The sequence below is a fragment of the Bacillus sp. LH1 genome (genome assembly GCF_057924895.1).
Genome location: NZ_CM175007.1, coordinates 4554844 through 4577907, shown reverse-complemented (window position 1 = coordinate 4577907; position 23064 = coordinate 4554844). Strand labels below are relative to the sequence as shown.

General features: G+C 36.4%; 26 protein-coding genes and 1 other annotated feature. Of the genes, 11 read left to right on the top strand and 15 right to left on the bottom strand.

The features are described from left to right. Window position 1: 1 nt before the first annotated feature. On the bottom strand, window positions 2-238 hold the full coding sequence (locus ACX9TM_RS23675) for a DUF3949 domain-containing protein (RefSeq protein ID WP_000637902.1): 237 nt from the start codon (window positions 236-238) through the stop codon (window positions 2-4). An 81-nt stretch (window positions 239-319) separates the two neighbouring features. After that, window positions 320-616 (bottom strand): protein Dhp61, encoded by a 297-nt coding sequence (dhp61, locus tag ACX9TM_RS23670; RefSeq protein WP_016125924.1) that lies wholly within the window; start codon window positions 614-616, stop codon window positions 320-322. Window positions 617-768: 152 nt separating this feature from the next. Between dhp61 and ACX9TM_RS23665 the strand changes: the two genes are divergently transcribed. Then, a complete protein-coding gene (locus ACX9TM_RS23665; RefSeq protein ID WP_000636589.1) occupies window positions 769-1041 on the top strand; it encodes a DUF3917 domain-containing protein in 273 nt (90 codons plus the stop codon). Window positions 1042-1090: 49 nt separating this feature from the next. Here ACX9TM_RS23665 and mscL read toward each other — a convergent pair whose 3' ends face one another. The 3 genes from mscL to ACX9TM_RS23650 form a co-directional block, all read right to left on the bottom strand. Continuing rightward, window positions 1091-1489 (bottom strand): large conductance mechanosensitive channel protein MscL, encoded by a 399-nt coding sequence (gene mscL / locus ACX9TM_RS23660; RefSeq protein WP_000267011.1) that lies wholly within the window; start codon window positions 1487-1489, stop codon window positions 1091-1093. 128 nt (window positions 1490-1617) lie between these two features. Then, window positions 1618-2544: a Gfo/Idh/MocA family protein gene (locus tag ACX9TM_RS23655; RefSeq protein WP_065381851.1), complete on the bottom strand. Its 927-nt coding sequence runs from the start codon at window positions 2542-2544 to the stop codon at window positions 1618-1620. A 79-nt stretch (window positions 2545-2623) separates the two neighbouring features. Continuing rightward, window positions 2624-3304: an ankyrin repeat domain-containing protein gene (locus tag ACX9TM_RS23650; protein ID WP_065381852.1), complete on the bottom strand. Its 681-nt coding sequence runs from the start codon at window positions 3302-3304 to the stop codon at window positions 2624-2626. 301 nt (window positions 3305-3605) lie between these two features. On the opposite strand from ACX9TM_RS23650, the gene ACX9TM_RS23645 reads away from it, so the two are divergent. The 3 genes from ACX9TM_RS23645 (at window position 3606) to ACX9TM_RS23635 (ending at window position 6163) form a co-directional block, all read left to right on the top strand. Then, window positions 3606-5060, top strand: a complete 1455-nt coding sequence (locus ACX9TM_RS23645) for a sensor histidine kinase (protein WP_000023865.1) — start codon at window positions 3606-3608, stop codon at window positions 5058-5060. Window position 5061: 1 nt separating this feature from the next. Then, a complete protein-coding gene (locus ACX9TM_RS23640) occupies window positions 5062-5751 on the top strand; it encodes a response regulator transcription factor (protein WP_002195828.1) in 690 nt (229 codons plus the stop codon). Between the two features lie 121 nt (window positions 5752-5872). Beyond that, window positions 5873-6163, top strand: a complete 291-nt coding sequence (locus tag ACX9TM_RS23635) for a hypothetical protein (protein ID WP_000900162.1) — start codon at window positions 5873-5875, stop codon at window positions 6161-6163. 38 nt (window positions 6164-6201) lie between these two features. Here the strand turns inward: ACX9TM_RS23635 and ACX9TM_RS23630 are convergent, their stop codons facing one another. From ACX9TM_RS23630 to acuA, 4 genes are all read right to left on the bottom strand, one after another. Further along, window positions 6202-7089 (bottom strand): alpha/beta fold hydrolase, encoded by an 888-nt coding sequence (locus tag ACX9TM_RS23630; protein ID WP_002041890.1) that lies wholly within the window; start codon window positions 7087-7089, stop codon window positions 6202-6204. A gap of 142 nt (window positions 7090-7231) precedes the next feature. Further along, window positions 7232-8398, bottom strand: a complete 1167-nt coding sequence (gene acuC / locus ACX9TM_RS23625; RefSeq protein ID WP_000092832.1) for an acetoin utilization protein AcuC — start codon at window positions 8396-8398, stop codon at window positions 7232-7234. After that, window positions 8395-9039, bottom strand: a complete 645-nt coding sequence (locus tag ACX9TM_RS23620; protein WP_000634583.1) for an acetoin utilization AcuB family protein — start codon at window positions 9037-9039, stop codon at window positions 8395-8397. The genes acuC and ACX9TM_RS23620 overlap by 4 nt, the downstream gene beginning before the upstream one ends. A gap of 17 nt (window positions 9040-9056) precedes the next feature. Beyond that, window positions 9057-9689, bottom strand: a complete 633-nt coding sequence (acuA, locus tag ACX9TM_RS23615) for an acetoin utilization protein acetyltransferase AcuA (RefSeq protein WP_000581388.1) — start codon at window positions 9687-9689, stop codon at window positions 9057-9059. A gap of 176 nt (window positions 9690-9865) precedes the next feature. Between acuA and acsA the strand changes: the two genes are divergently transcribed. From acsA to ACX9TM_RS23595, 4 genes are all read left to right on the top strand, one after another. After that, window positions 9866-11584, top strand: coding sequence for an acetate--CoA ligase (gene acsA, locus ACX9TM_RS23610; RefSeq protein ID WP_000862049.1), 1719 nt, complete (start codon window positions 9866-9868; stop codon window positions 11582-11584). Between the two features lie 84 nt (window positions 11585-11668). Further along, entirely contained in the window at window positions 11669-12229 is a 561-nt protein-coding gene (locus ACX9TM_RS23605; protein ID WP_002026426.1) for a maltose acetyltransferase domain-containing protein, read from the top strand. A 176-nt stretch (window positions 12230-12405) separates the two neighbouring features. Continuing rightward, window positions 12406-12636, top strand: a binding site (T-box leader). Between the two features lie 70 nt (window positions 12637-12706). Beyond that, window positions 12707-13963: a tyrosine--tRNA ligase gene (gene tyrS / locus ACX9TM_RS23600; RefSeq protein WP_000512086.1), complete on the top strand. Its 1257-nt coding sequence runs from the start codon at window positions 12707-12709 to the stop codon at window positions 13961-13963. 127 nt (window positions 13964-14090) lie between these two features. After that, window positions 14091-14219, top strand: a complete 129-nt coding sequence (locus ACX9TM_RS23595) for a hypothetical protein (RefSeq protein ID WP_000050940.1) — start codon at window positions 14091-14093, stop codon at window positions 14217-14219. Window positions 14220-14284: 65 nt separating this feature from the next. Here the strand turns inward: ACX9TM_RS23595 and ACX9TM_RS23590 are convergent, their stop codons facing one another. The 4 genes from ACX9TM_RS23590 to rpsD all read right to left on the bottom strand — a co-directional run bounded on the left by ACX9TM_RS23590 (window position 14285) and on the right by rpsD (window position 18111). Next, the gene (locus ACX9TM_RS23590; RefSeq protein WP_065381853.1) at window positions 14285-14749 is read right to left on the bottom strand and encodes a hypothetical protein; all 465 of its coding nucleotides are present in this window, start codon (window positions 14747-14749) and stop codon (window positions 14285-14287) included. A gap of 164 nt (window positions 14750-14913) precedes the next feature. After that, a complete protein-coding gene (locus ACX9TM_RS23585; protein WP_000650400.1) occupies window positions 14914-15594 on the bottom strand; it encodes a hypothetical protein in 681 nt (226 codons plus the stop codon). Window positions 15595-15609: 15 nt separating this feature from the next. Next, window positions 15610-17034 (bottom strand): T7SS effector LXG polymorphic toxin, encoded by a 1425-nt coding sequence (locus ACX9TM_RS23580; RefSeq protein WP_063220457.1) that lies wholly within the window; start codon window positions 17032-17034, stop codon window positions 15610-15612. A gap of 474 nt (window positions 17035-17508) precedes the next feature. Beyond that, window positions 17509-18111 (bottom strand): 30S ribosomal protein S4, encoded by a 603-nt coding sequence (gene rpsD, locus ACX9TM_RS23575; RefSeq protein ID WP_000135312.1) that lies wholly within the window; start codon window positions 18109-18111, stop codon window positions 17509-17511. Between the two features lie 399 nt (window positions 18112-18510). On the opposite strand from rpsD, the gene megL reads away from it, so the two are divergent. Further along, window positions 18511-19686 (top strand): methionine gamma-lyase, encoded by a 1176-nt coding sequence (megL, locus tag ACX9TM_RS23570; protein ID WP_063220471.1) that lies wholly within the window; start codon window positions 18511-18513, stop codon window positions 19684-19686. Between the two features lie 62 nt (window positions 19687-19748). On the opposite strand, the gene ACX9TM_RS23565 is transcribed toward megL, so the two are convergent. Next, window positions 19749-20228, bottom strand: coding sequence for a GAF domain-containing protein (locus ACX9TM_RS23565; RefSeq protein WP_000494340.1), 480 nt, complete (start codon window positions 20226-20228; stop codon window positions 19749-19751). A gap of 147 nt (window positions 20229-20375) precedes the next feature. Between ACX9TM_RS23565 and refZ the strand changes: the two genes are divergently transcribed. Beyond that, complete coding sequence (refZ, locus tag ACX9TM_RS23560; RefSeq protein ID WP_000814923.1) at window positions 20376-21014, top strand: forespore capture DNA-binding protein RefZ; 639 nt, start codon at window positions 20376-20378, stop codon at window positions 21012-21014. 11 nt (window positions 21015-21025) lie between these two features. Here the strand turns inward: refZ and ACX9TM_RS23555 are convergent, their stop codons facing one another. Further along, entirely contained in the window at window positions 21026-21970 is a 945-nt protein-coding gene (locus tag ACX9TM_RS23555) for a DMT family transporter (protein ID WP_001036054.1), read from the bottom strand. 124 nt (window positions 21971-22094) lie between these two features. Between ACX9TM_RS23555 and ACX9TM_RS23550 the strand changes: the two genes are divergently transcribed. Continuing rightward, window positions 22095-22934, top strand: a complete 840-nt coding sequence (locus ACX9TM_RS23550) for a LysR family transcriptional regulator (protein WP_000362528.1) — start codon at window positions 22095-22097, stop codon at window positions 22932-22934. The last annotated feature ends 130 nt before the right edge of the window (window positions 22935-23064 follow it).

Here is a 23064-nt window from a genome sequence, read left to right as displayed (position 1 = left end):
ATTATGCTGCATGTTTCACTTTATAAATAATACTTGCGACAAGCGAAGCAGGTATTGTAAATACGTTACTTTGATAATGGTAATGTACTTGGGATTCTTCATAAGACATGTTGTCATATAGTTCGTTTTGTGAGACACTCATTTTTTTCTGTTTTTCTTTGAGCATTTTAATGTAGTTGTACTGTATTGGGACGAGAATGATAAAATAAGCTAATACGATTAGTGAAATCCAAATCATTATGAACACTCCCTTATAAAGAATATTTCTATATAACAATTATATCAATAAAAAGAAAAAATAACCATTTTTTTGTTGGAGCTAATTTTCTTCTAAAAATGCAAACAGTTCCTTTTGGTTTTTTAAATTGTGATTAATACATGTTCGAGCAACATATTTCAATCCTTGTAATAATGCATCTACGTGAAAAGTATCATAATGAATTATATTTCCCTCTACCATCGTTTCGTCTTTTTGTAAGTTAATTGATATTTTTAGTACAGTTATATTACTTTGTAAATTTACAACTTCGATGTAAAAAAACTGTTTGTCTAAGTCAATCGTAACATAATCGAATCGTTCGGATAGCTCTAATTTATATGTAGTAGTATATTCCAAATGAAAGCCTCCTTATTGTATAAGTGTATGTTATAATGCCTTCGCTATAGATGGGGCTATTCCTTGTTATATGTCACATAAGTGCAAATTTAACTATTATAGGGCAATGTCATGTATAATAGAAAGAAAAGGCTTGTGAGGGGGGAAAAGAGATGATCGTTCTTTGGATAATTACGCTTTGTATGACTGCTATTTTTGCATATATGACGTTAAAACAAAATGGTTTAAAGCGATTTGTTCCAGGAAGTATTCTTGCAGGAATTGCCCTTATCACGTATGTAATTTCTATTTTTATTGAAAGTGTATCAGTAGATATGAGCACAAGTTTAATGTTTATTGGTATTACACTATTTGCAGGTAGCATTATGGTACTTATGGTTGCTGGTATTATTTTATTTATTCATATGAATTCGGAAACGTTATAGCATATAGAAAAGGCATGTCCCGAGGGGACATGCCTTTTTATCCGTTCAATTATGCTCTATCTTTAGAAGAGTTTTGCTGTTTTAGTAAGTCGCGAATTTCGCCAAGAAGTTCTTCTTCTTTTGTTGGTTCTGGAATTTCTTCCTCTTTTTCTTCTTCTTTTTTAGATGTTAGTTTGTTGAAAACTTTAACAAACATAAAGATAGAAGCTGCGATAATTAAGAAGTCAAAAATTGTTTGGATGAAGTTACCATACATAACAGCAGATTTACCGTATCCAAAGTGTAAACTTGTAAAGTCAACGCCACCTAATACCATACCAAGTAATGGTGTGATGATATCTTTTACTAAAGAACTAACGATTTTACCGAATGCAGCACCGATTACAACCCCGACAGCTAAATCAACGACATTCCCTTTGAAAGCGAATTTTTTAAACTCGTTCCACATGTGTTAATCCCATCCTTTCCACGATTCATTATGAAATTTATAATTCCTATCAACATATTCTATAGAAATTTACGAGAGAAATAAAGAGGGAATGGGAATGAAAGTAAATTCTGAAAAATGTATCCGTTTTAATTTTTGTTTACATCATCTAGTAAAGGTTGTAGCATTTGTTGCGTTTTTAATCCTTCTAATCCATCTACAACAGGCTTTGTATCGCCTTGTACACACTTAATAAAATGATGAACAGCATCTTCAAAACCACGTTGTTTTAACGTCGTATCCCATGATGGGGAACCACTTTGTGAAACTGAGTTTTCCTGTTCAATTTCAAATGTATTCATATTTTTTACGCGAATGATTTTCCCTGGCGTTACAAGTTCAATTTGTTCTAAATTTGTACCGGCATGGCGATGCATTGCAGTAGAAAGTAACAGTCCACTTGGAGTTGTATATGTATGATGTCCGTAAAGAAGTTCATTCTTTTCATTGATTTGCATCATATTGTGAACGGCGTTAAGGTCATCATTAGCTAACCAGCGAGCGGTATCTACAATGTGTAAATAATCATCTAACATAGTGAAGTCGTACGTATATGGCCCGACTTTATTTGTACGATGCTTTTCAATTCGAATCCATGAAATATCATTAGCCTGTTCTTTGGCAGCGACATACATAGGAACGAATCTGCGATTAAATCCGACCATTAATTTTCGGTTATACTTCTCGCTTAACTCGACTAGTTGCTCAGCTTGTTCCACTGTAGCTGCTAGCGGTTTATCAACATAAACGTCGATCCCTTTTTTTAGAAGTTCAGAAACGATTTCATAATGCGATGCAGTTGAACTATGAACGAAGATTGCATCGCATTCCGAAGCTAACATTTCAATAGAATGAAAGTCTTGAATTCGGTATTGCTGGCAAACTTGTTTTCTTTTCTCTGCGTTAGGTGTAAACGCCCCTACAAAATTCCAATCAGTTTCTTTTGTAAGTGTTGGAAGATAGGCCTTTTGCGCAATACTTCCAAGTCCAATCATCCCAATTTTAGGTTTGTTCATGTTTATTCCCACCCTATTAATATTAATGTAACGGCTTAAATGTAGCATAGGGTGGGGGAGGAAGGCAAAAATTAGCTTTTTACTTACGGCCTTCTAACAAAATCTTCTCTATCTCCTCAAAGTGATGAGCGCGAGCATGCTCTAGCGGGGTAACACCATCATTGTCTGGAATATTTACATCTGCACCGTGCTCAATAAGAAGGCGAATGACTTGTTGCTGTGTTTCGTTTCCGTTACTTAGTACGATGGCTTCCATTAAAGCTGTCCATCCCAGGTTATTTACATGATTTACATCAATATTTGTTCGAGTGAGGAGTTCTTTTATGACGTCAATATAGCCATGTTCTGAAGCTGGGATAAGAGCTGTTCCGCCGTAACGATTTGTAATCGTAGGATCTGCACCAGCATCAATTGTTAGTTTTAAAATGTCTAAGTAACCTTCCGCACCGGCGTATAGAAAGGGATTATTTTTCATGTCATCTTGAATATTTACGTCAGCACCGGCTTTGATAAGCGCCTTTGCGGTTTTTACATCATTTTTGTATGTAGCAATCATAAGCGGAGTGCGTCCTTGACTATCCGTCGCATTTATATTTGCGCCTTGTTTTAGTAAAGATATAACAGTATTCGTTTCATTTTTTTCAGTAGCTGCTAGTAGTGCAGTCTCCATGTTTGTCATCTCCTTTTTTACTTCTTGTTCTTGCGAGCATCCTTGTAAAAAAATTACGCAACATATCATATTGAATGTTTTTTTGAACATGGAATTTCAACCTCCTAATTTCAACTGTAAAATAGGAACATTAAATTTTTATAAACTGACGCTAAAATTACTATAAAATCGCTTGAGTAATTGAACATATATTTTTATGCTTATAAATAATAAGGTTTGATAAAGTGAAACTTTAATCAGTGGGGGTTTTGTTCATCCCCCACTGATTATTAGTTGAACCAATCGGGCTTTTATGGGCAGTTGATCCCCCACTTAACTTCTTTGCTTTCTCTGAATTTTGAGGTCGGGATCTTACTGCCCGTTAATGCGGGGTAAAGTGAGGATTTAAGATATGTCTATTAAAACAAGGTTTTTATTTTCTTATATTGCTGTTATCCTCGTTTCCATTACGCTTATATTAGTCGCGGGATTTTTAATCGTTTTTTCGATAACAGGTGACTTGGAAGCAGTGAAAAATTTCTATAAAAGTTCTTACATTCAAAAGCCGCTTACACCAGAAGAAGAGAATGCCTATCTTGAGTTGAAGTCAGCAGCTAAACAGCATCAATCTCAATTGTTAGATGAGTCGTTTGTCTCAGCAATAGAAAAAGAGGGTGTGAAAATAGTAGTAAGAAAAGGAGAAACACTTTCATATGCTTCAAACGTATTTGAAAGTGTATCTTTAAAAGAAGCCCTTCCGAAATTTGAATCAGCAAATATTAATAGTCGTGGTACAACGGAACTAGGCGATACATTTTATCGATATGTAAAGTTTGATTTTTATTTTCCTCAGGAAGAAGAGGGAAGTATATTTGTATTAAAAAAGCAAAGTTCATTTGTAGATCTTACACAAAAATTATTTCCAATCTTATTCGTAGCGCTCTTACTACTAGCCATTTTACTCATTGGATTATTAAGTTACCTCGTTTCAAGAAGTGTAATAAAACCAATTTTTGTATTGAAAGGCGCAACGGAGAAAATTAAAGAAGGAAATTTAGATTTTCAAATACCAGTTACATCACACGATGAAATAGGGCAATTAAATCAAGGATTTGAGGAAATGAGGAAGAGATTAAAAGAATCGATAGAGATGCAAACACAGTATGAAGAAAATCGAAAAGAGCTTATTTCAAACATCTCTCATGATTTAAAAACACCGATTACATCAATTATCGGATATGTAGAAGGAATAAAGGACGGAGTAGCAAATACGCCAGAAAAAATGGATAAGTATTTAACAACTATCCATACGAAAGCAAGACATATGGATACACTTATTGATGAATTATTTTTATTCTCAAAGCTCGATTTGAATCGAGTTCCCTTTCAGTTTGAAACGGTTGAATTGAATACGTTTATGCAAGAGTTAATCGAAGAGATGCAAATGGATTTAAGTAAAGAAGGTATAGAAGTTAACTTGCAATTACATACATCACCACTATATGTAACGGCTGATTGCGAAAAGATAAATAGAGTTATATCAAATTTAATTCATAATAGTGTGAAATACATGGATAAAGAAGAGAAGAAAATTACTGTAACAGTATCGAGTAATAATAATAAAGTTATTGTGAAAGTGATGGACAATGGATCAGGTATAGAATCTGATACGCTACCTTATATCTTTGAACGTTTTTATCGTGCAGAACAATCGCGGAATTCTAGCACAGGTGGAAGTGGACTTGGTTTAGCAATAGCGAAGCAAATTGTTGAAGAACATGGCGGGGAAATTTGGGCGGAAAGCGAGCTTGGTAAAGGCACAAGCATTTTCTTCTCATTGGAAAAAGTAGAGGAATGTGGTGAGTAAATTGAAAAGAATTTTATTAATAGAAGATGAAGTAAGTATTGCAGAATTACAGCGAGATTATTTAGAAATTAATGATTTCCAAGTTGATGTAGAGCATTCAGGAGAAACAGGTTTACAAATAGCCCTGCAAGAAGACTATGATTTAATTATTTTAGATATTATGCTTCCGAAAATGAACGGATTCGAAATTTGTAAACAAATACGTGCTGTAAAAGATATTCCGATTCTACTTGTTTCAGCAAAAAAAGAAGATATAGATAAAATTCGCGGACTCGGATTAGGAGCGGATGATTATATAACGAAGCCGTTTAGCCCGAGTGAATTAGTCGCAAGAGTAAAAGCACATATTTCTCGTTATGAAAGATTATTAGGAAATGTAAGTAAGCAACGCGATACGTTATATATTCACGGAATTTCTATCGATCAACGAGCGAGGAAAGTTTTTATAAACAATGAAGAAGTGGCATTTACAACGAAGGAATTTGATTTATTAACATTCTTTGTCACAAACCCAAATCAAGTATTAAATAAAGAACAGCTATTTGAACGCATTTGGGGATTAGACTCTGCTGGTGATTTAGCAACTGTTGTCGTTCATATTAGAAAGCTACGTGAAAAAATTGAAAGAGATCCAGCTCACCCGCAATATATTGAAACGGTATGGGGAGCTGGTTATCGTTTTAACGTGTAATATACCTGCCGAGTAATTGGCAGGTTTTTTGTATGTTATTCGAATGAAAAGGAAGAAATAGGTAATTTGTGTTAAAATGTAAAGAGAAACAAAACAGAGGAGAGCATAGGGAGCGAGCTATATGTTGGGGGATATATTAAAAGATAATAAATCAAATAAGACTTTAAAGATTGGAACTAATATCGTACTTATCTTATTGATTATTGGTGCAATACAAATGTTTTATGATGAAGATTCTACGAATGATCATTTCGGTTGGTTCTTTTTTGCGATCTTTTGGGTAATTAAAAGCATTTCTAGCTCTAAGGTAAGTTTAAAAGATAGAGATAAAAAGTCGGTATTACTTGATGTGGGTTTAGTTGTTATTTCTTTTGTTTTTTTAGTTGTTTTTAGTGTGAAATATTTCATTTGAAAAAAGCTCATAGTCGTATAGAGGCTATGAGCTTTTTGTCAGTGTTTAGTTTTTATTGATAATAATGGTAATAACGATTTATAAAATGTTTGAGTAGTAGAAGTAAACTGAGCAGCTTCTTCTAAAAAAGGATAATGGTTGCTGTTTTCGAATGGAATGAAGATAGAATTACGTATCCCATCATGTATCTCGATAGAATATTGAATTGGGCACTGTACATCATATCTTCCGCATATAATAAGTGTCTTTGTTTGGATGGAAGGTAAATTCTCTCTTAAATCAAATGAAGGATATTCATTGGCGAAAGCATTCATCCGGCTAATGGACATTGTTTTATTGATTGGTTTACAAAAATAAGAGTTGTAGTTTTCTGGTTTATACAATGATAATTTTGTTCTCTTAGTAGATAGTTCTTTCCGTTCTTCATTTGTAAGGTGAGGGCTTTTTAAGTTTTCGATGAGTTTTTGCATATAATGAAACTGTGGATGTGCTGGGTGATAAATGCAGAATGGTGTTTCGGTATAGTTACTTGCTGCAGCTCCTGCTACGACTAATGATTGTAAGGAATGTGGATATGTAATTGCATATAAAAGTCCAAGCATACCACCTGTTGAATGGCCAGCGAAATGCCATGTTGGAAGTTGTAATGCTTCTCGTATGGCTTCCAAGTCGTGGATTGTTTCAATCATGCTTAATTCTTTTTCTGAATTGGCTTTTAAAGAGTTACCAGCGTCTCGTAAATTAATGAGAAATACACGATGCGTAGCAGTAAAAACATCCGCAAAGTAATCACCAGTTTCATTAAATTGTGAATAGTGATGTGTAATACAAAGCGATTCGCCATCTCCTTTTGTAAAGAGTTCAAATGTACCACGTTTCGTGTGGATCATTTGTCGTTTCCACATAATATCACTACCTTTTCTCATAAAAGTTGGGCCAGGCTGTTATGAAATGAAAATATATCGGCGCATTTCGAAATATATCAGCGATTATTAAAATATATCGACTTACCGACAGAAACCGACAATAAATAAAAGGAGGCTATTCAAAAACGAGCCTCCTTTTCGTTTAGTATAAAGATTTTGTCATATTATTCCGAATAATTTCAAGGGATTTCGCTACAGTTAATGCGTTTTTTTCTTCAATTTCTGGTTTACGGGGGATAGGTTTATACATGTTGTCTGGATCTTCCCATGTGAGGGGAAGTTCTGTTTCTGCTTGTCCTTTCCAAGCTTCAATCCATTCTGGAGGGAGATAACCTGAGATGTTTTGGATGTTGTTCATTTCGAGCCAAATGAGTGCCCAAGCTCTTGGAACGACGCGCCAGTGATCATAGCCACCGCCACCGACAGCGATCCAGCGACCGTCGCAATATTCATTAGCAATTTCACGAGCGAGCTTCGGTATTTCGCGGTAAATATTCATTGTCGCACAAAGATGCGTAAGTGGGTCATAATAATGTGCGTCAGCACCATTTTGCGTTAAAATAATATCCGGTTTAAAGTACGCTGCAACTTCTTTTACAACAGTTCGATATGATTTTAAGAACGATTCATCTTCTGTAAAAGCATCGAGTGGAACGTTAAAAGAATAACTATAGCCATTACCTTGTCCGCGTTCATTTACAGCGCCAGTTCCAGGAAATAAATAGCGACCAGTTTCATGTAGTGAAATGGTGCATACGTTAGGGTCATCATAAAACGACCACTGTACGCCATCACCGTGATGAGCATCTGTATCAATATATAAGACGCGTAAACCGTATTTCTTTTGAATATATTTCATTGCGATAGAACTGTCGTTATAAATACAAAAGCCAGATGCTTTGCCGCGAAAGCCGTGATGTAAGCCGCCGCCCAAATTAAGTGCGTGTTTTACTTTTCCGGAAAGAACAGCATCGACAGCTGTTAATGTACCACCAACGAGCAATGCGCTTGCTTCGTGCATATTTGGGAACATCGGTGTATCTTCTGTTCCGAGTCCATATGTCATTGCAATTGATTTTTCTAACTTTCCTTCTCCAGCACGTTTTACCGCATTTATGTACTCCTCTGTATGAACGTAGGCGATTTCTTCATCTGTAGCCGTCCGTGGTGAGATGATTTGAGAGGGAGAGATGAAACCGCCCTTTTGTAATAAATCATACGTAAGTGTGACGCGCAGTTGGTTAAAAGGATGATCAGGGCTAAATGAATAGCCCCGGAAGTCATCCGAATAAATAAACGCGCTACTCATGCCTGCATCCCCATGATGTTTGGCCATAATACGCGGTAGCCTTCTGCTTCAAGTGCATCAATCACTTTTAGAGGATTCATCGTTTGAATGCGGAAAACGAGTACTTTATCATTCTCATCTTTTGCTGGATAGACGAGAACGCTCACGATATTTATTTGTAAATCACTAAAAATAGCAACGACTTTTCCAAGAATACCAGGTTCGTTTTTTACTTGAATTTCAATTTGCGAACTTGGTTGATGTGCTCCTGTTAATTTTACTAACGTGTGTAATACTGTAGATTCAGAAATGATTCCAACTAACTTCCCGGCCTTTGTAACAGGAAGACAGCCAATTTTATTTTCAAAAAATAAAGTAGCAATTTCCTCAACGAAATCGAGAGGATGGCAAGTCATAACAGGATGTTTCATAATAAGTTCGAGCGGTTGCTGTAGCATATCGAGTGAAACTTGTTCATCTAGAATAGACGGACTTGCATCTCTTACATCCCGATCAGAAATAATGCCTACGACGTGATTATTTTGATCGACAATTGGAATGTGCCGAATGCCTTTCGTGCGTATCGTTCGGATTGCTGTTTCGATTGTATCGTTTGGATGTAATGTAACTACATTTTGATTCATAATTTCTTCTACAATCATTCCAGTTGCCCCCTTTATTAATACATAAAACGATTGTGAAAACGTAGACGATCAAAAGCTTGAATAGAATCCGTATCAACGCGTTTACCGATGCGGACCATTAAACAGTTGGCAGGATGTGAACAAATTTCAGGATCGTCTGTAGCCATCCATTGTAACCCGCCAGCATTCATCATCTTCTCCATTACTTTTCGGTATTCCCACACATTCAATCCTGTTTGTTTCAAATCCCAGTGCCAATAATATTCAGTCGTCAATATAATGTAATCTTCCATATAATCGTCCATCATAGAAACCTCTAGTAAGTTCTTTCCGACAGAACTCCCGCGGAAGGCTGGGACTACTTCAATTGCCCCAAGCTCAATTAAGTTTTCCATTTTTCCTTCTGACCATCGTTCAAGTGGATCAGGATACAAGTATGTAACATATCCAACAATTGTTTGGTCATGTCTAGCAATAATGAGACGAGCTTCTGGTAATTTAGAAATTTCGACAATTGCTTTATATTGTTGCTCGGCAGGACGAAACGCAATTAAGTCTGGATGAAACTCATACATTTCTAAGTTATGTGTAGAGACAGGACCTTCAATAATTAAAGTGCCTTTCGCTGTTTTTAAGTTTCTAGCATTATATATTTTTTTATGAATCAATGTATTGCTCACCACCTTGAGGGTTTGTGAATCTATTAATATCGTACTTTATAATATATGCGATGTGAATCGAAATTTGTCATTAAAAATTTGTCTAAAAATCAACAAATATACTGAAAATTTTAAATAATGTCATTATAATAGATAATAGAATACATAGGAGGGGGATGTAAAGTATGAAAGTAGAAACGCTTCCTGTCATTAAAGGAGAAAATAATTTGCCGAATTATGATGAGGCATACGCGAATTTTAACTGGGAAGAGGTTAATAAAAACTTTACTTGGAATGAAACAGGCCGAGTAAATATGGCGTATGAGGCAATTGATAAGCATGCGAAATCCGATCGAAAGAATAAAGTAGCTCTTTATTATCAAGATGGATCGCGAAAAGAGAAATATACATTTAAGGAAATGAAGGATTTTTCTAATAAAGCAGGAAACGTCCTTAAGAATTATGGCGATGTAGAAAAAGGCGATCGCGTTTTTATTTTTATGCCACGTTCTCCAGAGTTATATTTCGCACTTTTAGGTGCAGTGAAATTAGGAGCAATTGTTGGACCGCTATTTGAAGCATTTATGGAAGGCGCAGTTCGCGATCGCTTAGAAGATAGCGAAGCAAAGGTGTTAATTACAACGCCTGAATTATTAGAGCGCGTACCATTAAATGATTTACCGGCTTTAAAAACAGTTTTCCTTGTTGGAGATAATGTAGAAGAAGGCGGTAAAACGGTAGCGTTCAATCCGTTATTTGAACAAGCTTCAAAAGAATTACATATTGAATGGTTAGGCCGTGAAGACGGTTTGATTCTACATTACACGTCTGGTTCTACTGGTAAGCCAAAAGGTGTGCTTCATGCGCAAAACGCAATGGTTCAGCACTATCAAACGGCGAAGTGGGTATTAGATTTAAAAGAAGACGATGTATATTGGTGTACTGCTGACCCGGGCTGGGTAACTGGAACAGCTTACGGTATTTTCGCACCGTGGTTAGTTGGAGCGTCAAATGTTATTTTAGGTGGACGCTTTAGTCCAGAAGCTTGGTATGAAGCACTGCAAGATTACGGTGTGACGGTTTGGTACAGCGCACCAACAGCATTCCGTATGTTAATGGGAGCTGGACAAGACGCAATTAAAAAATATGACTTATCACAAGTTCGTCACGTATTAAGCGTTGGTGAGCCGTTAAATCCAGAAGTAATTCGCTGGGGTATGAATGCATTTGGACTTCGTATTCATGATACGTGGTGGATGACAGAAACAGGTGGACAAGTAATTTGTAACTACCCTTGTATGGAAATCCGTCCAGGTTCAATGGGTAAACCAATTCCAGGTGTGAAAGCAGCGATTGTTGATAATGAAGGAAATGAAGTGCCTCCTTACACAATGGGTAACTTAGCAATTGCGAAAGGTTGGCCATCTATGATGCGCGGGATCTGGAATAACCAGCAAAAATATGAATCTTATTTCATGCCGGGAGATTGGTACGTATCAGGTGACTCTGCCTATATGGATGAAGATGGATACTTCTGGTTCCAAGGACGTATCGACGATGTAATTATGACGTCAGGTGAGCGCGTTGGTCCGTTTGAAGTAGAAAGTAAATTAATCGAGCATGCTGCTGTTGCAGAAGCTGGTGTAATTGGTATTCCTGATCCGGTGCGCGGCGAAATTATTAAAGCATTTATCGCACTTCGAGCAGGATACGAACCATCTGATGAATTAAAAGAAGAAATTCGTCAATTTGTAAAGAAAGGCCTAGCAGCTCATGCAGCGCCACGACAAATTGAATTTAGAGATAAATTACCGAAAACGAGAAGTGGTAAAATTATGCGCCGCGTATTAAAAGCGTGGGAGCTGAATTTACCAACAGGTGACTTATCAACGATGGAAGATTAAGAGGGAAAGGTCTGAACGAAAAATGTTCAGGCCTTTCTTTTTTATGATATCATGAACTTGTATATATAAGTTAAAGAGGATAGTATGATGAAAACAGAAAAGGAAAAGATGATACTAGGAGAAATGTACATACCGGCTGATCCAGTTTTAGTACAAGAAAGAGAGCAAGCACGTATATTAACGAGAAAATTAAATGATACGCCAGAAGAGCAATTGAAAGAGCGTAGCGAAATCGTAAAAGAATTATTTGGAACGACAGGAGATAATATTCATCTTGAATCTTCTTTTAGATGTGATTACGGCTATAACATTCATGTCGGTGAAAATTTTTACGCGAACTTTGACTGTACGATTTTAGACGTATGCCCGGTAACAATCGGAGTGAACTGTATGTTAGCTCCAGGTGTTCACATTTATACAGCAACGCACCCGCTTGATCCAGTAGAGCGTATAAGCGGATCAGAATACGGAAAACCAGTTACAATTGGCGATAACGTATGGATTGGCGGAAGAGCAATTATTAATCCAGGTGTAACAATTGGAGACAATGCGGTGATCGCATCTGGTGCTGTCGTAACGAAAGATGTGCCTAATAATGTAGTAGTTGGCGGGAATCCTGCAAAGATTATAAAAAAACTAAAATAATATTTGAACGAAGTGCCTTCCTCGTCTGTATACAGTTATAAAAGAATAGATGAGGGAGGCTTTTATATGTCTAATAAATTACTTCTTGCGACGTTGTAAAGGATTGACAAGAAGGGAAACCTGACCTCTATTTGACACGCCTATATAAATGATGGTATAAAGAAAAGTATATGAATAATTGAGCGTGGAAAGGGAGAAGTAGTGATCATTTCCCTGTTTTAGAGAGCTGATGGCCGGTGAAAATCAGCACATAGATGATCGCGAATTACGCCCCTAGAGCATCTTTTTTCGATTGAATTGTATTCAAAAGGGAAAAGACGGTGCTAAGCCGTTATGTAAATAAGGTGGTAGGCTTTTTTTTTGCTTGCAACTAGGGTGGTAACGCGATAATCAAAATCGTCCCTTATTTGAAGGGGCGATTTTTTTATGTTTTCAACCTTCACGCCAGTAATGAACTTAAAGGAGAGTATGTAGGATATGGGTATTTTACAAGATCTTGAATTTCGCGGTCTAATTAATCAGCAAACAGATGCTGAGGGCCTTGAGCAATTATTAGAAAAAGAAAGCGTTAAATTATACTGTGGTTTCGACCCGACAGCAGATAGCTTACACATTGGTCATATGTTACCAGTATTAATGTTACGTCGTTTCCAATTAGCTGGTCACCAACCAATCGCACTTGTTGGCGGTGGTACTGGTATGATCGGTGATCCAAGTGGTAAAAAAGCAGAGCGTACATTAAATACGAAAGATACAGTTGCTTACTACACAGAAAGCATTAAAAACCAACTTTCAAACTTCTTAGAGTTTGAAAACGTGGACAACCCAGCAACGATGGCTAACAACTACGACTGGCTTGGTAGCTTAGATGTAATTTCATTCTTACGCGATATCGGTAAAAACTTCGGTTTAAACTATATGTTAGCAAAAGATACAGTAGCATCTCGTTTAGAAACTGGTATTTCATTCACTGAGTTCAGTTACATGATTTTACAATCATACGACTTCTTAAACTTATACCAACAACATAATTGCCGTCTACAAATCGGTGGTAGTGACCAATGGGGTAACATTACAGCTGGTCTTGAATTAATCCGTAAATCAGAAGAAGATGCGAAAGCATTCGGTTTAACAATTCCACTTGTTACTAAATCTGACGGTACGAAGTTTGGTAAAACAGAAGGCGGCGCAATTTGGTTAGACCCAGAGAAAACAACTCCTTATGAATTCTACCAATTCTGGATTAACACAGATGACCGTGATGTTGTTAAATACTTAAAATACTTCACATTCTTATCTCATGAAGAAATTCTTGAGCTTGAAAAGCAAGTAGCTGAAGCGCCAGAAAAACGTGCAGCACAAAAAGCATTAGGTGCAGAAATGACAAAACTTGTTCACGGCGAAGAAGCATTAGAACAAGCGATTAAAATTTCAGCTGCATTATTCAGCGGTTCTGTAGCAGAACTAACTGCAAGCGAAATCGAACAAGGGTTCAAAGACGTACCATCTGTAGAACGTACTGCAGAAGATACAGTATTAATCGACTTACTTGTAGAAAGCAAAATCTCTCCATCAAAACGTCAAGCACGTGAAGATGTAACGAACGGCGCAATCTACGTAAACGGTGAGCGTACACAAGCATTAGACTACGTTGTAACAGAAAACGACCGCATCGAAGGTAAATTCACAATCATTCGCCGCGGTAAGAAGAAATATTTCTTAATTCGTTACTAATAAATAAAAAGCTTTGAGGAAATTCCTCAAAGCTTTTTTGTTTTAATCTCCTTTTCGAGTTCATACGGAAATCACATGTAAGCGGTATGATAAACGTATAACAATTAGAAAGGAGTGGTAAAACGAAATGTCACTAGAAGCTTTGATTATTTTTTCTTTGCTAAACGCGGGTCAACTTGCAGAGAATTCGAAGGTTGATATACATAAAGAGCAGAAAGATGCTTATGTATATGTTCAAAAAGAGGAAAATAAATAACTTTAATATATATAAATAAAAGCTACTCGAAGTAACTGTTTTGGTGTCTTCGGTAGCTTTTTAAATTATGAATAAATAGGAATTAATTTTCGCTTAAAATCTTCGTACATTTCAAAGGCAATTTTCATGATTTCTTTGAGTTCATCGTAACTGTGGAAGCATGGACGAAGTATTTTTTCTGTATCATTGGATAATACGTCTACAAACATAGCCCAAGATGTTCCAGTTCTAACTTCACCAGTGTGCCATGCCTCCCAAATAAATTCAACGAGTCCATATTTCAAGCTAATATTGAACCTGAAAGTATAGATATCTTTGTTTTTTACTTCTCCTACTCTAAAAAAGTTTTCTTTTTTCATAAAACGAGCTTTATAGCCAAGAGACTCAAATACTTCAATTGCTTTTTCATTTTCATAGTTTTCAAATGTATTTTCTCTATCAGAAAATTTTTCTGATAAGGCTTTATATCTCTTAATAAAATCAATTTTTGTAAGACTGGCTTGTATTTCAGGTTTTAATGAATACGCCAAAAATTACTCCTCCCTAATTTTTAGTATTAGATCAAATAAAGCAGTATACATTTTAGATACATGAAGAAATCCGTCTTTTGTGAGTCGGATTTTTCTTATTTTAATTCTATTCAAATATTATAATTGTTAATTAAAATGTAGTTATTTTTAGAAAGATTTTGCAGTTAGCTATTTAAAAGTGTAAGTATATCTCCTTTAAATATAGCAGCTATTTCCGCTTCCTCTAATGAATCTCCCCATCTAAAAACTATATCATCTTTTGGGCAGAGATGAATGGAAAGGTTAAAATAATCTATTTCATCTTTCCATTTGTTATATTCATTAAATGCTTTTTTGAAGATTTTTCTAACATTTTCTTCCGCAATTATATCATTATTTTTACTTGCAATGATTGTAAATCTTTTAGGATTACTAGAAACTATTTCAATGGCATCTGGAAGTTTCTCAAGACAAAACTCTGCAATACTTGAGTAGAAAGTTGTTCCTCCAGTTTCCATTTCAACTTCTGGACCCTTATTAAATCCCTCAAGTTTCCATTTGGTTTGAAGAGCTTTCCATACCTTTCGGTATTTTTCAATTTTAGAGTTTTTGTCTTTGATTTCAATAGCTGCAAGCAAGTAGAATTTGTAGACATTAGTCAAATCATGTTTCATAAATACTTGCTTGATTTCAGTGCCACATACTTCTTTGAATTGTTTTTTTTCATCTGAGCTAAATAACATGGAGCCATTAACACTGAATAAACTTAAATTTGGTAAATTCCCGACTCTTTTGATTGCTTCATCCTTACTAAACCATTTGTAGTATGAGAATGCATCTTCTTCTACTTCATTCCAACACTTCATTTTACCACCTCAATTTTAATAGTCATAATGATTCCCATGTATATCATTGAAATGTGATCCTCTATTTTGAGATGGATCATCTGGATAAGTATGACCGCCTGAATGCTCTCTTATAATCTTACCATCTTTGAAATGATAGTCTCTTCCAGGAATAGGGTTCCCTCTTTTATCTACAGCTGGTGTCACCTTAGTTGGCTGTTCATTAACAGGAATACCGCTTGCTCTCTTAGCTTCGTTGAAAGCTCCACCTCTCTTAGCTCCTTTAGGAGTAAAATTTGGCGGTCTTTGTCCTTTCTCTGCTTTTACATAGTCTTTGTAGTTAGGTTTTACTGTCTGCATAACTCTTTCGCCAGACTTACCAAAAGAATACTGAAACCTTTGCAAAGTATCGATACTATTTTGAACGGTATTATACCATACAAATGCACCATGTGTAGCAACACCTGCTCCAGCGGTTGTAAGAGCTAAATCAGCTGGGATAACAATTGGTGATGCTGCCCCGAAAGTTACTCCTTCTAACAATACGGTTCCAACATTTGATCCTGTTACAATAGCTATACCGCCCAAAATTTCAAAAATAGATCCTACCCCTGATACAAAATTCCCCACAAGATTTCCGACTTGAAAGGTTGTTTTGTTTTCTAATTCATTGCCCATTGGTAATTCTACGCCTGTAAAGTTTTCAGCAGCTGAATTACAAATTCCTTGGAAGAATTCCCAAGCGCCAATAGCTGTTTTTTGGTACCATGGTCTATTAGCTTCTTGTTCCTGCAAAGCCATTTTTTCTTCAATTTCTTTTTTTATTTCGGCTTCTTGAACTCTTTCCTCTGCAATTTTTTGAATAGAGGCTATCCATTCCATATTCAACCTTTGTGTACTAAATGTACCACTGACGGGACTAAAACCTTTTCCGCTTTGTACTTCAGCTAAACCTGTCGTGATACTAGCGGCTAATTGAATCGCTGTATTATAGTTATCACTAGATGTTTGATTAAATTCATATAGGTGCTCTAGCTTTTCTTGAAGTTTACGCCTCATGTCAGCAAATAGATTTACTATAGCAGCCATGCCCGAGATAGGCATAGCTTGATTGATTGCTTCCGTACTTGCTATCATTCGGTCAATTTCTCGAATTTGTTCTAATATCTCCTGTTCGATAACATCTGTAGAAGCGACCTGTGATTGAAAGTCTCTTGGAAAAGCATCATTTTGACGGATTAATTCTTCGCATAAGTAAATGATTCCTTGTGCTAACGGACGAAAGGTTTGTAAGAAATATGCTTTTGCACTGCTATATGTTTGTCCTTGTAGAACAGTATCCAATGCAAAAGCATCAATAGAATGAATAATTTGTTCCATACCTTGAATAGTAGTGGTACAGAAAGAGTTCATACTTTCTGTTTGAGCTTGTACTTCACCGAGATACATATTTAAAGACATGAACTTTCCCTCCTCTTACAAGAAAATAATACCAATTTAAGGAAGGGGATGTAAATGTAATATTCTGATAATTCTGCGGTTAAAGAGATACTTGTTCATTAAGTTTTTTTAATCTTATTCAGATGCTCGGGTGATGAAGAGGTTTTTAAGTTGAATGTAAATAGAAAAAGGGAAGGTATAGATTATGTACAAATAAATACGTTGTAAAAATCATGTTAACAAAAGGAGAGTACAGCAAAGAAAAATGAGTTGTGGGGTAGAATGTAGTGTTTTTTTAGTGTTAGAAGAAGGGGGGAGGTTTTTATTAATGTGGATAAAAAATGGATGAAATTCTAGAGAGAGGGTTAAGTTTTATTTTGTTACATTGTTTTGTTTTTATACATATAATCGGCTATATTCAATAAAAAAAGCCCAGGCCCCTTGATAAACAAGGTTCCTAAGGCTTTTAATAATACTCTTTGCAGAGTACCGAGATTAACGAGAGTAGAACTCTACGATTAATGCTTCGTTGATTTCAGCTGGTAACTCAGAACGCTCAGCGTGACGAGTGTAAGTAGCTTCTAATTTGTCAGCATCGAAAGTTAAGTATTCTGGTACGAAGTTGTTAACTTCGATCGCTTCTTTAACAACAACAAGGTTGTTAGATTTTTCGCGAACGCTGATAGTTTGACCAGGTTTTACACGGTAAGATGGGATATCTACGCGAGCGCCATCAACCATGATGTGACCGTGGTTTACTAATTGGCGAGCTGCACGACGAGTGCGAGCTAAGCCCATACGGTAAACTAAGTTGTCAAGACGAGCTTCAAGAAGGATCATGAAGTTTTCGCCGTGCTTACCAGGCATTTTACCTGCTTGGTCAAATGTGCGACGGAATTGACGCTCAGTCATGCCGTACATGTGACGAAGTTTTTGTTTCTCTTGTAATTGTAAACCGTATTCTGAAAGTTTCTTACGTTGGTTAGGACCGTGAGGACCTGGTGCGTAAGGGCGTTTTTCTAATTCTTTTCCTGTGCCGCTTAGAGAGATTCCAAGACGACGAGACAGTTTCCAAGCTGGACCTGTATAACGAGCCATAGTTGACTCCTCCTTTAAAAATGTTTTTATTTACGTAAAATAAAAACAGACGTAATCGATATTTACGGGCATTTTGTTTTCATGTACCTTCGCTCCAGCAGCAGGGAGTTACGAGATACACCTCCGTAGAGGAACAAAATACAAACGATAAACTCACATTACAAGGCTGCCTTTTTATTTTACACAAACGCTATTATATCTTTTACCCAGAGTTTCGTCAAGCGAGTACGTTTTTGTTTTATGCATATAAATTTTGGAAATTAATATAAGAAGGAATTTAAAACAATATAGAAGAAGAGATAGAAACACAAATAAAACGCTTACATAAAATGAAGGAAAACGTTCATCAAATTTTTATGGATGAATATGCGGCAATAAAAACATAAGGGGGATGTTTTTATGAAAAAGAAGCATATGGAGACAGCGTTAATTCATCACGGTTATAAACCTGAGGAACATAAAGGAAGTTTAACACCACCTTTATTTCAAACTTCTACATTTACATTTGAGACTGCGCAGCAAGGAGAGGCGAGTTTTGCGGGAGTGGATCCATCTTATATTTACTCACGGCTTGGAAATCCAACTGTGAAATTATTTGAAGAACGTATGGCGGTGTTAGAAGGAGGAGAAGAGGCACTTGCCTTCGGATCTGGTATGGCAGCTATTTCAGCGACTTTAATCGGTTTTTTAAAGGCTGGAGATCATATTATTTGTTCAAATGGATTATACGGATGCACGTACGGTTTTTTAGAAGTGTTAGAAGAAAAATTTATGATTACGCATTCGTTTTGTGATATGGAGACAGAGGTTGATATTGAAAATAAAATTCGCCCAAATACAAAGCTTATTTTCGTTGAAACACCGATTAATCCGACAATGAAATTAATTGATTTAAAACAAGTGATTCGGGTTGCAAAGCGAAATGGCTTACTTGTTATTGTTGATAATACATTTTGTTCACCTTATTTACAAAGACCGCTTGAGCTTGGCTGTGACGCTGTTGTGCATAGTGCGACAAAATATATTGGTGGTCACGGTGACGTTGTAGCAGGCGTAACAATTTGTAAAACGAAAGCATTAGCTGAAAAGATTCGCCCGATGCGAAAGGATATCGGTGGTATTATGGCACCGTTTGATGCGTGGTTATTATTACGCGGGTTAAAGACGTTAGCAGTAAGAATGGATCGTCATTGTGATAATGCAGAAAAAATTGTATCGTTCCTAAGAAAACATGATGCGGTAGAAGGTGTTTGGTATCCAGAAGGGGAGTTAGCATCTCGTCAAATGAAACGCGGGGGCGGTGTTATTTCTTTTTCAGTAAAAGGCGGAAAAGAAGAGACGCAAGCGTTTATTAATGATCTTCACTTTATTACAATTGCGGTGAGTTTAGGAGATACAGAAACGTTAATTCAGCATCCAGCAACGATGACGCACGCTGCGATTCCAGCTGAACTAAGAAAAGAAATGGGCATTTTCGATAATTTAATACGCTTATCAGTCGGTTTAGAATCGTGGGAGGATATCGTTTCTGATTTAGAGCAGGCATTAAAGAAAATATCTACTGTAAATCAATGAAAAAAGAGTGAGCTATCGGTTTTGTACAGGGCGTACTAAATCGATAACTCGCTCTTTTCTTTTTACATATGTTTTAGGAGTGTTTCCACAAACTTTTCTAAATAGCGCTGATCTACTTCATCAAAACGATTCTTTTCAGGACTATCAATGTCAAGTACACCAATGACAGCTCCTTCTTTCACAATCGGTACAACGATTTCTGAATTAGAAGCACTATCGCAAGCGATGTGACCTGGGAATTGGTGAACGTCTGCTACAAGCTGTGTTGTTTTCGTTTCAGCTGCTACGCCGCAAACGCCTCGTCCAAATGGAATGCGTACGCAAGCAGGCATTCCTTGGAACGGTCCAAGGACAAGCTGATTTCCTTCTGTTACGTAAAAGCCAACCCAATTAACGCGATCTAAAAATTGGTTTAATAATGCGGACGCATTTGATAAGTTTGCGACTACGTTTGATTCGCCAGTTAATAACGCATCCAGTTGTTTAATTACTGTCTCATATTGCTGCACGCGAGATCCTGCATAACTTTCTTTAGTAAACATGGAAACAGCTCCTTTTTTATCGAGATGTGTAAAATATTAGCAAAATACGATGTATTTCACATGACTTTGTCGATAGAAAATTAAAGGAATTTGTCTTAAAAGTCAAGAAATTTAAACTATAGCTGTTCAGTGAGGGGAAGTGAGCGCATGAAGCAGACGAAACAAAAAGTAATTGATGCGGCAATATCGTTGTTTAATACGAAAGGTTATGATGGAACGTCGGTGCGAGACATTGCAAAGCGAGCGGATGTGAATGTAGCGAATATTTCATATTATTTTGCTGGGAAGCAAGGTTTATTAGAACAGCTTATTACTGATTTTTTAGAAGGATATATTCATGTGATTGAAATGTCGTTTGAACAGAGAGAGTATTTGTCGGCTAAAGATGTAATGGTGCAAATGGTGCGCGGGATTTTACGATATCAATTTGAAAATAGAGAACTAACACGTTTCTTCTACCGAGAGCTTTCGCTTGATACGACATTAATTCGTGAAGTGATGACCGTTTATTTTTCTAAAGAAAGATATTATATAGAACAAATGATTAGACAAGGACAAATGAAACAAGAATTTCAGAAAGTATCATTTACAATGTTTATGACGCAATTAAAAGGTATGATAAGTATGCCGTTTTTATATCCACAATATATATCAGAAGTACTCCATTCTTTCCCGTCTGAGACATTTTTCATAGAAATGTATACGAAAGAGATTGAGCAATGGATGGAACAAGCATTATGTAAAGCGAATATGTACCATGAATGGCCAAGAGCTGTTCATATGTGAAGAATCCCCACCTAACGAACTGAGGTGGGGATTTTTATGTTTACTTTTCTTTGCCATAAATTGTTACATAATAGCGCGATAATTGTTAATGCAGCCCCAGCGATTTCAATTTTATCGACTGTATAACCTCGAAAGATAGAACCAATGAGTGCAAGGATAGGAACTAAATTCATAAATAATATGCCGTTAATAGATGAAATATAGCGATTTCCCATATTCCAGCAAAATACAGCGATAACGCCTGCGATAATCGACATATAAAAGAGCTCAAAACGAACGCTCACAACTGTACGCAGTGACGGCATAGTAACTATATTTGTGTACGTTAAGAAAGTAACAATAACGATGAGTGAAATGGAGCCAAATAAACAAGTTAATGTCGTGTACCTAAGTGGTGACCAAGATTGAAAACGAGCACCCCCGTTTGTATAAATGACCCAGCAAGTAACGCCGCATAGCATCAATATATTTGTTGATAAGTGGCTTGCAGCTCCAAATAGTAATTCAATATTTCCTTTTGAAATGACAAGCATAACGCCAAGTAATGCAACGAACATACAAAGGAATGTATAGTTTTGTGGGCGGCGATTTTGGGTTATCCATTGCAGTGATAAGGCAATCAGTGGCATAAGGGATTGAATCATAGCTGCATGGATTGCTCCGGAAGGTCCGGCAAGTTGCTGTCCGTAGAAAACGAGAAAACCATACCCCGCGAAACCGACTGTCCCGTAAAAGAATAGAGAAAGTGTTCTTTTTTCTAAGCGGAGTGAAGTCTTTCCTTCAGTAATTAATAGCAAAATAAGAAAAATAATAGCTGCTGATCCATAGCGAATCGTTGTGAAGAAGAATGGATCGATAAATTGCAGAGCATTTGCCATTACAGGAAACATAAATCCCCAGGCAGTGACAGCGAGTAAGCATAGAAAGGATCCGAGTAGCATTTGTTTTTTGTTCAAGAGTATCTTTCCCCTTTACATTTCGTTATAGTAAGTTGATGAAATAAGTATAAAGAGTAATTGTTTATAGGAGGAAATATCGATTTCTTATAACGGTTATAACTTTTTGTTAGAGGTGTGTACGATGGATTTGGAGGCAGTACGATCGTTTATTGAAGTGAAGCATACGCGAAGTTTATCAAAGGCAAGTAAGATTTTACATATATCGCAACCAGCGCTTAGTAAACAAATTCAAAAGTTAGAAGCGGATTTAGAGGTTACGTTACTTAAGCGTTCTGCGCAAGGAGTAGAGTTAACGGAGGCAGGAGAGTTATTTATAAAAAGAATGTTACCGATTTTGGAGCAAATAAATGAAGTGAAAACAGAAATGAGGGGGTATCAAGAGAACCGGAAGTTTTCAATTGGTATACTACCGAGTTTAGCGGAGCATTACATATCAGAATGTAAAGATATATTAGGTGATGAGTTCGAAGTGGAATGGCAAATCGGGCATACGGAAGTATTAAGAGATTTATTTAAAGCGCGGGAGATTGACGCGATGTTCATCGATTCAGTAGTAGAAGGTGCTACGTATATAAAAGAAGTGCAACAAGAGAAAATTGTTTGTGCCGTTTCAAATAATCATCCGTACAAAGAGAAGATAGTCATTCAAATAGAAGAGCTACACAATGAAAAATTAATTGTATATCCAGAAATATGTGATGTAAGGAAAATGATTATGAACATGTTTCATGAAATAGGTGTAAAACCAACTATAGCTGTGGAAACATCTTACGCAGAACCGATGCTTGCAATGGTAAAAGCTGGCCTTGGTATCACGTTACTTCCAGAAAGGGCAGTGGAGCAGTCTGTAAGGCAAGGAAATGTACATGTAATTTCTGTTGAACCACCACTCATGCGGAAAATTTATTTCGTATCCCATACGAAAGATTGTTTGTTATTACAATCATTTGAGGATAGGTAGTGAGGTAGGCGGAATATTGAGAAAGATTACAATCACATTGAAAGAAACATGAAATTTTAAAAAAAACTAGGTCAAAAACAAACCATTACATGGTATGATTAGTACATTGTTAGTTGTTAAATATAGGGGA

What these genes read in the sequence shown, in the direction of transcription:
- refZ (WP_000814923.1), top strand. Translation starts at nt 20,376, where the DNA reads ATGAAGCAGACGAAACAAAAAGTAATTGATGCGGCAATATCGTTGTTT.
- ACX9TM_RS23665 (WP_000636589.1), top strand. Translation starts at nt 769, where the DNA reads ATGATCGTTCTTTGGATAATTACGCTTTGTATGACTGCTATTTTTGCA.
- rpsD (WP_000135312.1), bottom strand. Translation starts at nt 18,111, where the DNA reads ATGGCTCGTTATACAGGTCCAGCTTGGAAACTGTCTCGTCGTCTTGGA.
- acuC (WP_000092832.1), bottom strand. Translation starts at nt 8,398, where the DNA reads ATGAGTAGCGCGTTTATTTATTCGGATGACTTCCGGGGCTATTCATTT.
- ACX9TM_RS23580 (WP_063220457.1), bottom strand. Translation starts at nt 17,034, where the DNA reads ATGTCTTTAAATATGTATCTCGGTGAAGTACAAGCTCAAACAGAAAGT.
- ACX9TM_RS23620 (WP_000634583.1), bottom strand. Translation starts at nt 9,039, where the DNA reads ATGATTGTAGAAGAAATTATGAATCAAAATGTAGTTACATTACATCCA.
- ACX9TM_RS23675 (WP_000637902.1), bottom strand. Translation starts at nt 238, where the DNA reads ATGATTTGGATTTCACTAATCGTATTAGCTTATTTTATCATTCTCGTC.
- acsA (WP_000862049.1), top strand. Translation starts at nt 9,866, where the DNA reads ATGAAAGTAGAAACGCTTCCTGTCATTAAAGGAGAAAATAATTTGCCG.
- ACX9TM_RS23635 (WP_000900162.1), top strand. Translation starts at nt 5,873, where the DNA reads ATGTTGGGGGATATATTAAAAGATAATAAATCAAATAAGACTTTAAAG.
- ACX9TM_RS23650 (WP_065381852.1), bottom strand. Translation starts at nt 3,304, where the DNA reads ATGTTCAAAAAAACATTCAATATGATATGTTGCGTAATTTTTTTACAA.
- ACX9TM_RS23605 (WP_002026426.1), top strand. Translation starts at nt 11,669, where the DNA reads ATGATGAAAACAGAAAAGGAAAAGATGATACTAGGAGAAATGTACATA.
- mscL (WP_000267011.1), bottom strand. Translation starts at nt 1,489, where the DNA reads ATGTGGAACGAGTTTAAAAAATTCGCTTTCAAAGGGAATGTCGTTGAT.
- ACX9TM_RS23645 (WP_000023865.1), top strand. Translation starts at nt 3,606, where the DNA reads ATGTCTATTAAAACAAGGTTTTTATTTTCTTATATTGCTGTTATCCTC.
- ACX9TM_RS23655 (WP_065381851.1), bottom strand. Translation starts at nt 2,544, where the DNA reads ATGAACAAACCTAAAATTGGGATGATTGGACTTGGAAGTATTGCGCAA.
- ACX9TM_RS23565 (WP_000494340.1), bottom strand. Translation starts at nt 20,228, where the DNA reads ATGTTTACTAAAGAAAGTTATGCAGGATCTCGCGTGCAGCAATATGAG.
- ACX9TM_RS23595 (WP_000050940.1), top strand. Translation starts at nt 14,091, where the DNA reads ATGTCACTAGAAGCTTTGATTATTTTTTCTTTGCTAAACGCGGGTCAA.
- ACX9TM_RS23585 (WP_000650400.1), bottom strand. Translation starts at nt 15,594, where the DNA reads ATGAAGTGTTGGAATGAAGTAGAAGAAGATGCATTCTCATACTACAAA.
- ACX9TM_RS23550 (WP_000362528.1), top strand. Translation starts at nt 22,095, where the DNA reads ATGGATTTGGAGGCAGTACGATCGTTTATTGAAGTGAAGCATACGCGA.
- tyrS (WP_000512086.1), top strand. Translation starts at nt 12,707, where the DNA reads ATGGGTATTTTACAAGATCTTGAATTTCGCGGTCTAATTAATCAGCAA.
- ACX9TM_RS23630 (WP_002041890.1), bottom strand. Translation starts at nt 7,089, where the DNA reads ATGAGAAAAGGTAGTGATATTATGTGGAAACGACAAATGATCCACACG.
- megL (WP_063220471.1), top strand. Translation starts at nt 18,511, where the DNA reads ATGAAAAAGAAGCATATGGAGACAGCGTTAATTCATCACGGTTATAAA.